General features: G+C 68.3%; 12 protein-coding genes. 8 read left to right on the top strand and 4 right to left on the bottom strand.

From position 1 onward, the window contains the following. Window positions 1-23: 23 nt before the first annotated feature. Complete coding sequence (locus tag AC1DP9_RS12980) at window positions 24-1058, bottom strand: Bug family tripartite tricarboxylate transporter substrate binding protein (RefSeq protein WP_477107572.1); 1035 nt, start codon at window positions 1056-1058, stop codon at window positions 24-26. A gap of 272 nt (window positions 1059-1330) precedes the next feature. On the opposite strand from AC1DP9_RS12980, the gene AC1DP9_RS12975 reads away from it, so the two are divergent. Genes AC1DP9_RS12975 through AC1DP9_RS12965 form a run of 3 tightly spaced genes read left to right on the top strand, consistent with a single transcriptional unit; the run spans window position 1331 to window position 4563 of the window. Next, entirely contained in the window at window positions 1331-2503 is a 1173-nt protein-coding gene (locus AC1DP9_RS12975) for an acyl-CoA dehydrogenase family protein (protein ID WP_441592501.1), read from the top strand. After that, window positions 2500-3555, top strand: a complete 1056-nt coding sequence (locus AC1DP9_RS12970) for an acyl-CoA dehydrogenase family protein (RefSeq protein ID WP_477107571.1) — start codon at window positions 2500-2502, stop codon at window positions 3553-3555. The genes AC1DP9_RS12975 and AC1DP9_RS12970 overlap by 4 nt, the downstream gene beginning before the upstream one ends. A 27-nt stretch (window positions 3556-3582) precedes the next feature. Beyond that, window positions 3583-4563: a Bug family tripartite tricarboxylate transporter substrate binding protein gene (locus AC1DP9_RS12965; protein WP_477107570.1), complete on the top strand. Its 981-nt coding sequence runs from the start codon at window positions 3583-3585 to the stop codon at window positions 4561-4563. A gap of 38 nt (window positions 4564-4601) precedes the next feature. Here the strand turns inward: AC1DP9_RS12965 and AC1DP9_RS12960 are convergent, their stop codons facing one another. Beyond that, window positions 4602-5591 (bottom strand): LysR family transcriptional regulator, encoded by a 990-nt coding sequence (locus AC1DP9_RS12960; RefSeq protein ID WP_477107569.1) that lies wholly within the window; start codon window positions 5589-5591, stop codon window positions 4602-4604. A 144-nt stretch (window positions 5592-5735) separates the two neighbouring features. Here AC1DP9_RS12960 and AC1DP9_RS12955 point away from each other — a divergent pair, with 144 nt between their 5' ends. Then, the gene (locus AC1DP9_RS12955; RefSeq protein ID WP_092295200.1) at window positions 5736-6527 is read left to right on the top strand and encodes an enoyl-CoA hydratase/isomerase family protein; all 792 of its coding nucleotides are present in this window, start codon (window positions 5736-5738) and stop codon (window positions 6525-6527) included. Between the two features lie 2 nt (window positions 6528-6529). Continuing rightward, the gene (locus AC1DP9_RS12950; RefSeq protein WP_477107568.1) at window positions 6530-7762 is read left to right on the top strand and encodes a CaiB/BaiF CoA transferase family protein; all 1233 of its coding nucleotides are present in this window, start codon (window positions 6530-6532) and stop codon (window positions 7760-7762) included. On the opposite strand, the gene AC1DP9_RS12945 is transcribed toward AC1DP9_RS12950, so the two are convergent. After that, window positions 7759-9351, bottom strand: coding sequence for an ATP-binding protein (locus tag AC1DP9_RS12945; RefSeq protein WP_477107567.1), 1593 nt, complete (start codon window positions 9349-9351; stop codon window positions 7759-7761). The genes AC1DP9_RS12950 and AC1DP9_RS12945 overlap by 4 nt on opposite strands. A 305-nt stretch (window positions 9352-9656) precedes the next feature. On the opposite strand from AC1DP9_RS12945, the gene AC1DP9_RS12940 reads away from it, so the two are divergent. The 3 genes from AC1DP9_RS12940 to AC1DP9_RS12930 are packed head-to-tail and all read left to right on the top strand — an operon-like array spanning window position 9657 to window position 14025. Beyond that, window positions 9657-11144 carry an efflux transporter outer membrane subunit gene (locus AC1DP9_RS12940; protein WP_477107660.1) on the top strand — a complete coding sequence of 496 codons (1488 nt, stop codon included), beginning with the start codon at window positions 9657-9659 and terminating at the stop codon, window positions 11142-11144. A 32-nt stretch (window positions 11145-11176) separates the two neighbouring features. Beyond that, a complete protein-coding gene (locus AC1DP9_RS12935; RefSeq protein WP_092295190.1) occupies window positions 11177-12424 on the top strand; it encodes an HlyD/EmrA/EmrK family protein in 1248 nt (415 codons plus the stop codon). 41 nt (window positions 12425-12465) lie between these two features. Continuing rightward, complete coding sequence (locus tag AC1DP9_RS12930) at window positions 12466-14025, top strand: DHA2 family efflux MFS transporter permease subunit (protein ID WP_477107566.1); 1560 nt, start codon at window positions 12466-12468, stop codon at window positions 14023-14025. 17 nt (window positions 14026-14042) lie between these two features. Here the strand turns inward: AC1DP9_RS12930 and AC1DP9_RS12925 are convergent, their stop codons facing one another. Beyond that, complete coding sequence (locus AC1DP9_RS12925) at window positions 14043-14483, bottom strand: MarR family winged helix-turn-helix transcriptional regulator (protein WP_092295184.1); 441 nt, start codon at window positions 14481-14483, stop codon at window positions 14043-14045.

Here is a 14483-nt window from a genome sequence, read left to right as displayed (position 1 = left end):
TACAGCGGCCCTGACTGCGACCCTTACTGCAGGGGGATGCCAGCGCGGGAAGCCAGTTGCTTCCAGCGCTGGATTTCCTCCTGCTGGTACTGGCGCATCTCGGCCGGGCTGGACATGATGACCGTCGTGGACTGTCGCTTGTAGTAGTCCTTGAGTTCCGGTGTCTCTGCCGCCTGGTGGAACAGCGTGGCCCAGCGGCGCACCAGCTCCGGCGGCGTCTTGGCCGAGACTGCCGCGGCCACCCAGTTGTAGGCCAGGAACTGCGGAATGCCGGCCTCCTGCGCGTTCGGCACATCGGGCAGCAGGTGGGTGCGCTGCGGGGCTGTGTACGCCAGCGCGCGCAGCTTCCCACTCTTCACCAGCTCGATGGCGCCGCTGGCGTCCACCACCGCGAAGTCCACGGTGCCGGAGAGCGTCACGTTGATCGCATCGCCCGCCCCCTTGTAGTTGATGCCGGTGGAGCGCATGCCGGTCATGTCATTGAGCCATTCCGAATACAGCGTGTACGACATCGACCCGCTCGCGTAGTTGAGCGCGCCGGGGCGCTTCTTGCCGTCCGCGACCAGTTCCTCGACGTTCTTGTACGGCGAGTTCGGCGGCACGATGATCAGGCACGGGCCGCGCGTCAGCAGGCTGATGGGCGCGAAGTCGGTCAGCGGGTCGTAGGGCAGCTTGCGGAACGTGGCGGCGTTGGTGGAGAGCGTGGAGTTGCTGCCGATGAAGACCGTGTAGCCATCGGCCGGCGCATTGAGCGCGGTCTGCACACCGATAAAGCCGTTGCCGCCCGGCTTGTTTTCCACGGTGACCGGCTGGCCGGTGAGGTCGCCGATCTTCTTGGCGAAGATGCGCGCGCCAGTGTCCGTGCCGCTGCCTGGCGGAAACGGCACGATGAACTTCACGGGCCGGTTGGGGAAGCTGGCGGCATCGCCCTGCGCCAGGGCGGGGAGGGCAGCCAGCGGCGCCAGCCCGATGGCCGCCGCCAGGGTGGCCAGCGTGTGCAGCGTACGACGCCGGGTTTGGTGAGGGATGGCGCGAACGGTGTCCTGTCGGTGTCTCATGGTGGTCTCCTCCGCAACGGTGATCCGTCGTCGTTTGATGGAGGAAGAGCCTACTGGCTCGCCCTGCACCGAGGCAAGGCTCGGCGGGGCATATCCGTTATGCGCGGGCCGGTATGCGCCGCGCGGGCAGGGGGCCGGGTGCGGGGAAACCATGCCCCGGGCGCGCCGCACCTATCGCACGCATTTCGGATATGCCGTCCGTGCGATAGGTGCGGCGTCCGCGGCTTGCTAATCTCGTCGTCACTTTCGCGGGGCCCCCGGCAACGCGACACATGATAACGACAGGAGACAGCGTGGACACAGCCGCCAGGATAGTGATCCGCCCAGCCGAGCCCGATGGGCCGCTGGCACCATTGCGGGCCGAGGTGCGGGCATTTCTCGCCCGGGTCATGCCAGACCGGCCGCGCCCGTTGCGCGCCAAGAGCTGGAGCGGCTTCGATGCCGAGTTCAGCCTGGCGCTCGGCGCGCAGGGCTGGATCGGCATGACCTGGCCGCGCGAGTTCGGCGGCCAGGGGCGTTCGATGCTCGAACGCTACGTGGTCCTTGAGGAATTGCTCGCCGCCGGCGCGCCGGTCGGCGGCCACTGGGTGGCCGAGCGCCAGAGCGGACCGCTGCTGATGCGCTACGCCGATCCGGCCGTCGCCGCCGAGATCGTGCCGCGCATCACCCGTGGCGAGGTCTACTTCTGCATCGGCATGAGCGAGCCCGACTCGGGCTCCGACCTCGCCTCGATCCGCACCCGCGCCGACCGCGTGGAAGGCGGCTGGGTCATCAATGGCACCAAGCTCTGGACCTCCAACGCGCACCGCTCGCACTACATGATTGCGCTGGTGCGCACCGATCGCGGCGCCGACGAGAAGCACAAGGGCATGTCGCAGTTCCTGGTCGACATGAACTCGCCGGGCCTGCAGGTGCGGCCGATCCGCAGCCTCTCCGGCGAGGAGGGCTTCAACGAGGTGGTGTTTACCGATGTCTTCGTGCCGGACCGCATGCTGATCGGCAAGGAAGGCGACGGCTGGGCGCAGGTGACGGCCGAGCTGACGTTCGAGCGCAGCGGCCCCGAGCGCTACCTGAGCAGCTACGCGCTGCTGCCCCAGATGCTCGATCACGCCGACGCCGCGGACAGCCGCCAGGCCACGGAGCTGGGCCTGCTGGTGGCGGAACTGACCACCCTGCGGCAGATGTCGCGCGGCATTGCGGCCATGCTGAATCGCGGGGAGAACCCGCAGGTGGCCGCCGCCAACGTCAAGGACCTTGGCGCGCTGTTCGAACAGCGAATTCCCGAGGTGGCGCACCAGCTGTTCGGGGATGCCCTGCAGGGGAGCGCGTCGCCGTTCGCGGCCACGCACCGTTATCTGACACAGGTTGTGCCGTCCTTCTCGCTGCGCGGCGGCACCCGCGAAATCCTGCGCGGCATCATTGCCAAGGGACTGGGGGTCCGATGAACGAACTCGAACGCATGCTGGCGGACAGCGCCAGCCGTCTCTTTGCCGATGCCGTGACGCCGGCCCGGATCGACGCGATGGAACACGGCCTGTGGCCGGCCGAACTGTGGGACCAGGTGGAGGCCAGCGGCCTGACCCGCCTCTTCGTGCCGGAAGCGGACGAGGGCGCGCAGGCCAGCTGGACCGAGGGCCTGCCGGTGCTGCTGGCCGGCGCCAACGCCCCGGCGCCGTTCCTGGACACCGCAATGGCAGGCTGGGTCCTGAACCAGCTTGGCGTGGCGATGCCGGGCGGCCCCATCGGCCTTGCCGATCTCGCCGCGCCCGTCAGCGCCTGCCTGCATGACGATGGATGGGCACTCGATGGCGCGGTAGCGGTGCCGTGGGGCCGCTACGTGGGCCATGTGCTGATCCGCGCGATCGATGCCGAGACCAAGGCGCCGCTCTGGCTGCTCGCCGCGACCGGCGCCGCTGCGGTGGAGACCGGCGTGAACCTCGCCAACGAACCGCGCGACCGGCTCACCTTCCAGCGCGTGCCGGACAGCGCGGCCGTGCGCGGCGATCCGGCTGGATGGCCAGCGGCGCCACAGGCACTCGGCGCGCTGACGCGGGCGATCGGCATCGCTGGCCTGCTGGAGCGCATCCTGAACCAGACCGTGCAGTACGCGAACGAGCGGACGCAGTTCGGCCGCCCGATCGGCAAGTTCCAGGCGGTGCAGCAGCAACTGGCCATCCTCGCCAACGAGACCGTGGCCGCGCGCATGGCCGTGGCGTCCGCCTGCGCGGCGGTCGATGCCGGCGACTGGACGCAGGCGGCGATGGTCGCCAAGGTGATCTGCGGGCAGTCCGCCGGCCGCGCGGCGGCCATCGCGCATCAGGTGCATGGGGCGATCGGCTTCACGCACGAGCATTCGCTGCACCAATCCACGCGGCGCGTGTGGGCCTGGCGTGCCGAGTGCGGCACCGAGGCGTACTGGGCGGCCGAGATTGGCCGGCGTGCGATTGCGCGCGGCGGCGATGCGCTGTGGGCGGACCTGACCGCCGCGGCGGCCTAGCCTTCAGACGACACACGGGGAGACACCATGACATGGCTGAAGACGATGCTGGCCGGGGTGGCCGCCACGCTGCTCGCCTACGCGCCGACGGCGCAAGCGGGCGAGCGCGCGCAGGACTTCCCCTCGAAGCCCTTGCGGATCATCGTGCCGTTCACGCCCGGCAGCGGCTCGGACGCCTCGGCGCGCTTCTACGGCGAGGCGCTGGCGCGCGAACTCGGCCAGGCGGTCGTGGTGGAGAACCGGCCCGGGGCCAATGGCGTCATCGGCATCCAGGCGCTCAAGAGCGCGCCGGCGGACGGCTACACGATCCTGCTGGCCAGCAATTCGCCGATGTCGGTCAATCCCCTCGTCATCAAGCAGTTGCCCTATGACCCCGTCGCCGATCTGCGCCCGGTGGCGGGCCTGAGCCGCAATATGAATGTGTTCGTGGTGCCGCTGACGTCGCCGCTGAAGACCATGGGCGATCTGGCCGCCGCCGCGAAGAAGCAGGAGCGGCCGTTCAACGTCGGCACCTACTCCGCCGGCTACCAGCTCGCGGCGGTCTGGTTCGGCTCGCTCGCGGGCATCCGCTTCACCAATATCCCGTACAAGGGCCAGGCGCAGATCATGTCCGACATCCTCGGCAGCCAGCTTGACCTGGCGCTGGTCGATACCGGGGGGGCGCTACCGCTGCTGAAGCAGGGCAAGCTGCGCGCGCTGGCGGTGTCCGGCGAGCGCCGGCATCCGGAGCTGCCGGACGTGCCCACGGTGCGCGAGAGCGGCTATCCGGACTACATCCAGTACAGCTGGGTGTCGTTCTACGTGCGCGCGCAGACGCCGGACGATATCGTCGGCCGGCTGGCCACGACGATGCAGGCCATCCTGAAGACGCCGGAGTCCGCCGCCTACGTCGCGCGTTCAGGGTCGAGCCTGATGCCCTACGACCCCGACGCGATGCGCAGCTTCCACCAGACCGAGATGGCGCGCTTCCGCAGGGTGGCGCAGGCGGCGGGCATCCGTCCGGAGTAGCCGCGATGGGGCGCAGCCGCCATGGACACCCCGGGACGTCAGTGCGCCAGCGGCGCGGCGGCCTGCGTCAGCAGCGTGCGCAGCACCGACACGAAGGGGTGCGTGTGGACGTTGTTGTGCCAGCACAGGTGCACCGGCACGGTCAGCAGCGGGTCCACCACTGGCGCGAAGCGCACGCCGGGATGGCGGCACAGCAGCGGGGCGAGGTAGCCGGGCACCATCGCGTACATGGCGGTGCCCGCCACGGCGTCCGGCACGGCCAGATAGCTGGTCAGCGTGCCGACGATGTTGCGCGTGGTGCCGTGGGCGCTGAAGTATCGGTCGATCAGCTTGGTCACCAGGCCGAACTGCGAGACATCGAGGCAGGGCAGCGGCGTCAGGTCGGCCGGCGTCGGGTGGTCGCCGATCTGGCGATTGCCGGTGGCGCACAGGCAGCCGAACTGGGCGTTGAACAGCAGCTCCGCGCGCAGCGATTCGTGCTCCTCGGCCGGGTGGAAGGCCACCATGACGTCGATGGCGCCGCTGGACAGCGCGCTGACGCCGCTCGGCATCGGCACCGGCTGCATGCGCACGCGCGCACGCGGCGCGGTCTGGCGCAGCGCCTCCAGGAAGCCGGGCGCGATCACGGCCTGCAGGGAGTCGTTGATGCCGATGGCGTAGGAGCCGGTTTCCAGCGCCGGATCGTAGTCGGCCGCCTGGGTGTAGATTTGCTCGATCTGGCGCAGCACGTTTTCGAGCAGCGGCTGCAGTTCCTGGGCGCGGCGCGTGGGCAGCATCTTCAGCGCGCTCTTGATCAGCAGCGGATCGCCGATTTCGTCGCGCAGTCGCTCCAGCATGCGGCTGGTGGACGGCTGGGTGCTGTCGAGCCGCTTGGCGGCCTCGCTCACGCTGTTGCTCTCCAGCAGTGCGGCAAGCACCACCAGCAGGTTGAGGTCCTTCTTGCGCAGGTCCGCGAGCGGCAGGCGTCGGCCGCCCGTGGTGTCGCCCGTGGTGTCGCCTGGTCCGGCGAGGCTGTCTCCTTGCTCCATCGATGTCCCTAGATTTTGTAAGTTGAGGCCGGGCATCGCCCCTGGCGGGGTGCGTCCGGTGGACCCCCGCAGTGTATATCGATCCAGACATAACCCACTATTCGTGCGCCTGATCGGCGCCATCCAACCGAAGGAGACACCCCCATGCATACGAAACGTCCCGTGTCCGAGCTTTCCACCGACATGGTCCAGGTGGCCATGACAGGCCATGTGGCGCAGGTGACGCTGCGCCGTCCGCCGCACAATTACGTGGACGAGGCGTGCATGACGCAGCTGGCCGAAGCCTTCGCCGCGCTCGACGAGACGCCCGAATGCCGCGCCATCGTGCTGGCGGCGGAGGGCAAGGCGTTCTGCGCCGGCGCCAACTTCGGCGCGCAGGACAGCAGCGTGGCGCGCGACCCGAGCCCGTTCTACCGGCAGGCCATGCGCCTGTTCCGCACGGCCAAGCCGATCGTGGCCGCCGTGCATGGCCCGGCCGTTGGCGCCGGCGTGGGGCTGGCGCTGGTTGCGGATTTCCGCGTGACGAGCCGCGACGCGCGCTTCAGCGTGAATTTCAACCGGCTCGGCTTCCATCCGGGCTTCGGCCTCAGCGTGACGCTGCCGCGCCTGATCGGCGAGCAGCAGGCGGCACTGCTGTTCTACACGGGCCGGCGCATCGATGGCGCGCGTGCTGTGGAGATCGGGCTGGCCGACGTGCTCGCCGAGCCCGGCGATGAACTGGCGCAGGCCCACGCACTGGCGGCGGAGATCGCCATTTCCGCGCCGATGGCTGTGCGCAGCACCCGCGCCACGCTGCGGCAGGGGCTGGCGGACCGCATCGTCGAGGGCAACCGGCAGGAGCTGGCGGCGCAACTGAAGGAGTTCGCCAGCGAGGACTTCCGCGAGGGCGTGGCGGCGATGGCCGAGCGGCGCCTGCCGCAGTTCCAGGGGCGCTGAGCATGGAGCGGACTGCCAAGAGCGATCGATCGACGCCCAACGCGCCGGCCGCCATCGGCCCGCTGCATGGCGTGCGGGTGCTGGACCTGTCCTCAGTCGTGCTGGGGCCGATGGCCACGCAGCTGCTGGCCGACATGGGCGCCGACGTGATCAAGGTGGAGGCGCCCGAAGGCGACCTGATGCGCGCCAACGGCGTGGTGCACCACGTGGGCATGAGTTCGATCTTCCTCGCCCTGAACCGCAACAAGCGCTCCATCGTGCTCGACCTGAAAAGCCCGGCCGGACGCGAGGCGCTGGAGCGGCTGATCCCGACCGCGGACGTGCTGATCCACAACATGCGCGTCGGTGCCATCGAGCGGCTTGGCCTTGGCTACGCGGCCGTGGCGGCGCTGAAGCCGGACATCGTCTACTGCGCCGCCACCGGTTTTGGCCAGGACGGGCCGCACCGCGACAAGCCGGCGTTCGACGACATCATCCAGGCTGCGTGTGGTTTCGTGGGGGCGGCGTCGGGGGATGGTGCCGCGCCGGACTACATGCCGAGCCTGATCGCGGACAAGACCACAGGGCTGGCGGTGGCCAACGCGGTGCTGGCGGCGCTGTTCCATCGCGAGCGGCATGGCGCGGGGCAGTACGTGGAGGTGCCGATGCTGGAAACCATGACCGCCTTCGTGCTGACCGAGCATATGGGCGGCATGACGTTCCCGGACAACCCGGGCAAGGCCGGCTACGCGCGGCTGCTCGGCGGCGGGCGCAAGCCGGTGCGCACCGCCGACGGCTGGATGAGTCTGCTGCCGTACACCGAGAAGCACTGGCATGCCTTCTTTGCCGAAGTGGGCCGGAACGACCTCGCCAGCCGCTACGACATCGCCAGCCGGCGCGCGCGCAATGCGCATATCCAGGCGCTGTACGGCCACCTGCGCGAACTGGCGCCCGAGCGGACCACGGCGCAATGGATGGCGATGTGCGAGCGGGTGGACATCCCCGCCACGCCGATCTACGGCCTGGACGACCTGCCGGCGCATCCGCATCTGCGCGAGGTGGGTTTGTTCGAGGAATCCACGCATCCGGTGGTCGGGCCGATCCGCCAGATCCGGCCGACGGCGAAGTTCTCCGAAACGCCGACCGCGATCCACCGCCCGGCGCCGGCGCTGGGCGAGCACACGGCCGAGGTGCTGGGGGAGACGGGGATGGACGCCGCCGAGATCACGGCGATGATTGCCGGGAACGCGCGCTAGGCGTCGAGCGTGGGCACCGTGAACTGGAACACGGCGCCACGCGCCTCGTTCTCGCAGAGTTCCAGGGTGCCGCCATGGGCCTGGATGATCGATCGGCAGATCGTCAGGCCCATGCCCATGCCGCTGGACTTCGTCGTGCAGAACGGTTCGAAGAGCCGCACCGCGTGCTCGGGCGGTACACCCGGTCCGGAGTCGCGCACCGTCACCACCACGGCATGTCCCGCATCGGCGGCGGTGCGGATCGTCAGTTCCCGGGGGCCGTCGTCCACGGCGCTCATCGCTTCCACGGCATTCATGATCAGGTTCAGCATGGCCTGCTGCAGCTGGACACGATCACCCTTGACCGGCGGCAGATCCTCCGCGAGCTGCATCTGCACCGCCACGCCATGCTGGACGACTTCGCCGCGCGTCAGGGTAATGACTTCGCGAATCGCCTCGTTGATCTGCACCCCCTCCTTTTGCAGCGGGGCGTTCTTGAACAGGTCTCGGATGTGGCTCATCATGTCGCTGGCCTGCCGGGCATCCTTGTTGATCCGCTCGAAGGCGAGGCGCGCTTCTTCCAGATTCGGCGGTTGCGCCGCGAGCCAGCGCAGGCCCGCGCTGGCGTTCATCGCACAGGCGCCGATCGGCTGCTTCAGCTCATGGCTGATGGAGGCCGTGAGCTGCCCCATGGTCGTGACCCGGTTGACGTGCGCCAACGCGCTTTGGGTTTCCCGGTAACGGCGCTCGCTTTCGCGGGCGTCGGCTTCGGCGAGCTTGCGTTCGGTCAAATCCAGCACGAACGCGACCCCCTCCTTGCCGCCGTCCTCGAACCGGGCCACGCCCATCATCACCGGCACCCGGCTGCCATCCTTGCGGAAATATTCCTTCTCGAACGGTTGCAGGCGGCCGCTGCGCTTGAGTACCGGCAACCGGTCTCGCAGATCCACCTCGAGCCAATCCGGCGGGGTCATCGCGGTCCAACGCATGCCGCGCGATCGCAAATCCTCGCGGTCGTAGCCGACGATCCGCAGGAAGGCGTCATTGGCCTCGACGATGACCTGGGTGTCCACCTCCCAGAGGAAGATGCCGATGATGTCGGCGTCCACCAGGCGCCGGATCCTGGCCTGGCTTTCCGCAAGCTGGCCGCTCAAGGCCATCAGCATGTTCAGGTCGGCTTGCAGGATGTCCCGGCACATCGACAGCAGCCGGAGAAACTGGTTGCTGTAGGCGTTCTTCTTCCGGTCGAGCACGCAGATCGTGCCGAACACTTCGCCATCGGGCCAGCTGATCGGGAGCCCCATGTACGAGATCATGCCCAGCTTGATATCCGGGTTGGCATTCCAGTCCACGTCCGCGAGGGCATCCGGCACCAGCAGCGGCTGGCGGGTCTCCATCACGGTCTCGCAATACAGCCCCGTATCCAGCGGGGCGGTTTCGGCCGCCTCATAAGGATTGCCCTCCGAATGGCTCGATACCAGCACTTCGATATTGGGTGCCTTGGTCCGCATGATCAGCGCGGACGGCACGCACATGATCTCGGCGAGCAGATTGACAATGTCTTGCCATTTGTCGACGGTTGACAGGGGGACTTCGATGGCGTGGGGCATGGGTAGGACGGGAAGTGCGAATCTGATGTTCTGCGGCGGGAATTCGGTTCAGATGGTAGCGCTAAACCGGAACGACTGAGATGACGGACACGTTACTGCCACATAAGTGACATATCAGGCATTTATTGCCGCCTTCGTCACCATGCACGCACAAAGTCCAATTAAGGCTTGTTTTTTGCTGACCTGTCAATTATTGTTCAGGCAAATAACGCGCAGCACGGCCAAATTGTACGAAAAGCCCACGCTGCGCCACTTTTTTGCATGATTAACTGACAGGTCAGATAATGTTCGAGCAATCTAAGGGAATGCCGCGCGGGGTGAGTCGCCTGGCCAGGCCAGTGCTGTCGACCCTCGTGGTCGCGGTGCTGGCGGGCTGTGCGAACTACGCCGGCATCCGAAGCGACCGCCAGATGGCGCAGCCCGGCCAATACGCCACCACGCAGAGCCTTCCGGCGGAGCAGGGCCGATGGCCCGCGGCGGATTGGGCCGACCAGTTCGGGGATGCGCAACTCAAGGCGTTGATCGCGGAGGCGTTGAAAGACAGCCCGACACTCGACAAGGCCCGCGCCCGCGTGGCGGCGGCGGTGGCGTTCAGCGAAACCGCCAACGCCAATACGCTGCCGCAGGTGGGGGCCGGCTATAGCTGGACGCGCCAGCGCCTGACCGAAAGCACCTTTATCCCGCCCGCGTTCGCCGGCAGCTGGCAATCGGAAAACAAGGCCTTCCTCGGCGCCAGCTACGAGCTGGACCTGTGGGGCAAGAACCGTGAGGCGTTGCGGTCGGCCGTGTCGACGGTGCACGCCAGCGAGGCCGAAGCCGAGCAGGTGCGCCTGACGCTGACGAGCGCCATCGCCCGCAGCTACAACGAGCTGGGGCGCCTCTACGCCCTGCTCGACATTGCGCGCGACGAAGTCGGCCAGCGCACCGAAGTGCTGCGCGTGGCGCGGGGCCGGGTGAAGATGGGGCTCGATACCGAAGTCGAGCTGCGCACTGCCGAGGCCAATCTGGCCGCCGCGCAAGTCAGTGTCTCCGCGCTGGAAGGCAATATCCAGCGCACCCGCTATCAACTGGGCGCGCTGCTCGGGCAGGGGCCGGATCGCGGCCTGGCCATCGCACGTCCCAAGCTTGGCGTGGGCGACGAGATCCATCTGCCGGCCAACCTGCCCGCCGACCTCGTCTCGCGCCGCCCGGACATCGTGGCCGCGCGCTGGCGCGTGGAGGCCACCACGCACGACATCAAGGTGGCCAAGGCCGAGTTCTATCCGGATATCAACCTGAGCGCGGCCATCGGCCTCGATGCCTTTGGCTGGGGCCGCTTCCTGCGCGCGGCGAGCCGCACGGCATCGGCCGGGCCGGCCATCCATCTGCCGATCTTCGACGGCGGCGCGCTGCGTGCGCAGCTCAAGGGGCGCTATGCCGAGTTCGACTTCGCGGTGGCGAACTACAACGACACGCTGATCCAGGCGCTGACCGATGTGGCCACGCAACTGGCCGATATCCGCGCGGTGGACGCGCAGTTGGTCAACGCCACGCGGTCCGACGAGGCCGCGCAGCGCGCGCTCCGGCTGGCGATGGCCCAGTACCAGGGCGGCCTGACCACGCAGTTGACCGTGCTCAACGCCCAGACCACGGCGCTGGCCAGCAGCCAGGTGGTGACCAACCTGCGCATGCAACGCCGCGACCGGCAGATCGCGCTGGCTACCGCGCTTGGCGGTGGGTACACCGAGACCGCCCAGACCGCCCAGACCGCCGAGACCGCCGCCCACACCCAACAGACAGCGGCGGTCCGCTGATCGCCCCCCTTCCTTCGATAACAGACCCTCTCATGACCTCGACTCCTTCCTCCGCTGACAAGCCGTCCGCCACCGCGCCGAAGTCTTCCCGCAAGCGCCTGCTGGCGCTGCTGGGTTTGACCACGCTCCTGGCCGCCGCAGGCTATGGCGCCTACTACTACGGGGTGGCCCGGTTCCACGAACACACCGACGATGCCTACGTGAACGGCAACCTCGTGCAACTGACGCCCCAGGTGAGCGGCACCGTGGTGTCGGTCAACGCCGACGACACGCAGGTCGTGCGGGCCGGCGAGCCGGTCGTGACGCTGGACCCTGCCGATACCCGCATTGCGCTGGCCAACGCCGAGGCCGCGCTGGGCCAGACCGTGCGGCAGGTGAGCGCGCTCTATATCAACAACGATGTGCTGGCCGCCACCGTGCGGCAGCGGGAGGCCGATGTGGCGCGCGTGCGTGACGATCTGCGCCGACGCACCGCCGTCTCCGAGAGCGGCGCTGTGGCGGTCGAGGACATCGCCCATGCCCGCGATGCAGTCAAGTCCGCCGAAGCCGCGCTGGAGACGGCCCGCCAGCAACTCGCCTCGAACCATGCCCTGACCGACGGGGCCGCCGTGGCCGACCACCCCAGCGTGGAGGCCGCCGCCGCACGCGTGCGCGACGCCTACCTCGCCAATGCCCGCAATACGCTGCCGGCGCCGGTCACCGGCTATGTGGCGCGCCGCTCCGTGCAGGTGGGGCAGCGGGTGGCGCCGGGCAATCCGCTGATGGCCATCGTGCCGCTGGACGGCGTCTGGGTGGATGCCAACTTCAAGGAAGTCCAGCTCAAGCACATCCGCATCGGCCAGCCGGTGGCACTGCATGCCGACCTCTACGGCAGCACGGTGACGTACCACGGCAAGGTGGTCGGCTTCTCGGCCGGCACCGGCAGCGCGTTCTCGGCCCTGCCGGCGCAGAACGCCACGGGGAACTGGATCAAGGTGGTGCAGCGCCTGCCGGTGCGGATCGCGCTCGACCCGGCCGAGCTGCGCGCCCATCCGCTGCAGATCGGGCTGTCGATGCAGGTGGATGTGGAAACCAAGGCGCGTGGCGATGCCCTCGACGCCACACGCAACCCCACGCGCAACGCCGCCCCGGTCCGCACCACGTACAGCACGGACGTGTTCCGGCAGTACGGCGCCGAAGCGGATGCCGAGATCGACCGCATCATCGCGCGCAACCGGGGGCAGGGCGGCGAGCAAAGCGCGGCGCGCAAGCGTGAGACCCCCGCGCGCACCGCGTCGTAACCCAGCCATCCCCCAGCCATCACCGCAACCGGAGCCGCATCATGTCTACCGCGACCCCCTTCCAGCCGCCCCCGCCGCTCACCGGCGGCAGGCTGGTGCTGGGCAGCTTTGCCGTGGCGCTCGCCACCTTTATGAACGTGCTGGATTCGTCGATCGCCAACGTGGCGATTCCGACCATCTCCGGCAACCTCGGCGTGTCCGTCCATGAAGGCACGTGGGTCATCACGCTGTTCGCCGCCGCCAACGCCGTGGCCATTCCGCTGACCGGCTGGCTCACGCAGCGCGTGGGGCAGATCCGGCTGTTCGTCGGCTCGCTGCTGCTGTTCGTGCTGGCGTCATGGCTGTGCGGCATCGCGCCGAACCTGACCGCGCTGCTGGCCGCACGCATCCTGCAGGGCGCGGTGGCCGGGCCGCTGATTCCGCTGTCGCAGGCCATCCTGCTCGGCTCCTTTCCGAAGGAGAAGAGTTCGCAGGCGCTGGCGCTGTGGGCCATGACGGCCACCGTGGGGCCGATTGCCGGCCCGGCGCTGGGCGGATGGATGACCGACAGCTACTCCTGGGCGTGGATCTTCTACATCAACGTGCCGGTGGGGCTGTTCGCCGCCGCCGTGACCTGGGCGGTCTATCGCGACCGCGAATCACCGGTGCGCAAGCTGCCGATCGACACGGTTGGCCTGGCCTCGCTGATTACCTGGGTGGCGTCGCTGCAGATCATGCTCGACAAGGGCAAGGATCTCGATTGGTTCGCCTCGCCCGTGATCATCGGCCTTGGGGTGGTGGCGCTGCTCAGCTTCGTCTTCTTCGTGATCTGGGAGCTGACCGAGCCTGACCCGATCATCGACCTGCGCCTGTTCAAGGGCCGCAACTTCCTGGCGGGCACGGCGGCGATCTCGGTGGGCTTTGCCTTGTTCTTCGCCAACCTCGTGGTGCTGCCCCAGTGGATGCAGCAGTACCTGGCGTATCCGGCGGTCAACGCGGGTCTCGTCACGGCGCCGCTGGGCATCTTTGCCGTGCTGCTGGCGCCGGTGGTCGGCAAGCTGCTGCCGAAGGCCGAGTTGCGTGTGCTGGCGACGCTGGCGTTCCTGGGCTTTGCCGCCGTGTTCTTCATGCGCTCGCAATACACGACCGGCGTGGATACCTTCACGCTGGTGCTGCCCACGCTGCTGCAGGGCATTCCGATGGCGCTGTTCTTCGTGCCGCTGACGGCCATCATCCTCTCCGGCCTGCCGCCGGAGAAGATTCCGGCTGCGGCTGGTTTGTCGAACTTCGTGCGGGTCTTCTTCGGCGCGGCCGGCACGTCGCTGGCCACCACGGTGTGGAACGATCGCGCGGTGCTCCACCACGCCCGGCTCGCGGAACAGGCCGGCCCGGGCAATCCGCTCTATACGACCGCGCTCGAGTCGATCCAGACGGCCATGCATCTGTCGCCGGACCAGGCCGTGGCGTTCTTCGAACGGGGGATGAATGCGCAGGCGATCATGCTCGGGCTCAACGATATCTTCTGGGTCTCGGCGGTGATCTTCGTCGCCATCATCCCGTTGATCTGGCTGACCCGGCCTGCGAAGGGCAAGATGTCGAGCGCTGCTGCGGCGGCCCACTGAGGGCCACCCCTTGCTGCTCAGGCGGCTTCGGAGAATTTGTGCAGCAGGCGCAGGAACTCGCTGAACTCCTCCCGCGAGAAATGGCGCAGGCGGTGGTTCAGCACATCCGGGGCGATGTCAGGCACGCGGCTGGCCACGTCCCGGCCCTTGTCGGTCACGATCAGGTTCACCACGCGCCGGTCTGCCTCGCTCCGCTGCCGCTGCAGCATGCCCTTGCTCTCCAGCTTGTCGAGCATGCGCGTCATCAGGCCGGTGTCGATCTCCAGCAGCTTGCTGATCTCCAGCGGCGTGCTGGCCGCGCCCTGCGTGAGCGACAGCAGGATGCCCATCTGCTGGCCGGTGATGTCCAGCGGACGGAGCGCCGCGTCGATCTCCATCAGCAGCCCGTTGCGGGCCTTGTTCAGATGGAAGCCAACGCTCTGCGTCAATCGGAAGTTCTCGCGGTTGTAGTGTTTCAC

This window comes from Cupriavidus sp. 01L43, from assembly GCF_056399925.1.
The sequence above is the reverse complement of the archived record's forward strand: the minus strand, read 5'-3'. Positions and strand labels throughout refer to the sequence as shown.

Bases quoted from the DNA above. Each gene is read 5' to 3' on its own strand.
- AC1DP9_RS12980 (WP_477107572.1), bottom strand. From the start codon at position 1,058: ATGAGACACCGACAGGACACCGTTCGCGCCATCCCTCACCAAACCCGG.
- AC1DP9_RS12975 (WP_441592501.1), top strand. From the start codon at position 1,331: ATGATAACGACAGGAGACAGCGTGGACACAGCCGCCAGGATAGTGATC.
- AC1DP9_RS12970 (WP_477107571.1), top strand. From the start codon at position 2,500: ATGAACGAACTCGAACGCATGCTGGCGGACAGCGCCAGCCGTCTCTTT.
- AC1DP9_RS12965 (WP_477107570.1), top strand. From the start codon at position 3,583: ATGACATGGCTGAAGACGATGCTGGCCGGGGTGGCCGCCACGCTGCTC.
- AC1DP9_RS12960 (WP_477107569.1), bottom strand. From the start codon at position 5,591: ATGGAGCAAGGAGACAGCCTCGCCGGACCAGGCGACACCACGGGCGAC.
- AC1DP9_RS12955 (WP_092295200.1), top strand. From the start codon at position 5,736: ATGCATACGAAACGTCCCGTGTCCGAGCTTTCCACCGACATGGTCCAG.
- AC1DP9_RS12950 (WP_477107568.1), top strand. From the start codon at position 6,530: ATGGAGCGGACTGCCAAGAGCGATCGATCGACGCCCAACGCGCCGGCC.
- AC1DP9_RS12945 (WP_477107567.1), bottom strand. From the start codon at position 9,351: ATGCCCCACGCCATCGAAGTCCCCCTGTCAACCGTCGACAAATGGCAA.
- AC1DP9_RS12940 (WP_477107660.1), top strand. From the start codon at position 9,657: ATGCCGCGCGGGGTGAGTCGCCTGGCCAGGCCAGTGCTGTCGACCCTC.
- AC1DP9_RS12935 (WP_092295190.1), top strand. From the start codon at position 11,177: ATGACCTCGACTCCTTCCTCCGCTGACAAGCCGTCCGCCACCGCGCCG.
- AC1DP9_RS12930 (WP_477107566.1), top strand. From the start codon at position 12,466: ATGTCTACCGCGACCCCCTTCCAGCCGCCCCCGCCGCTCACCGGCGGC.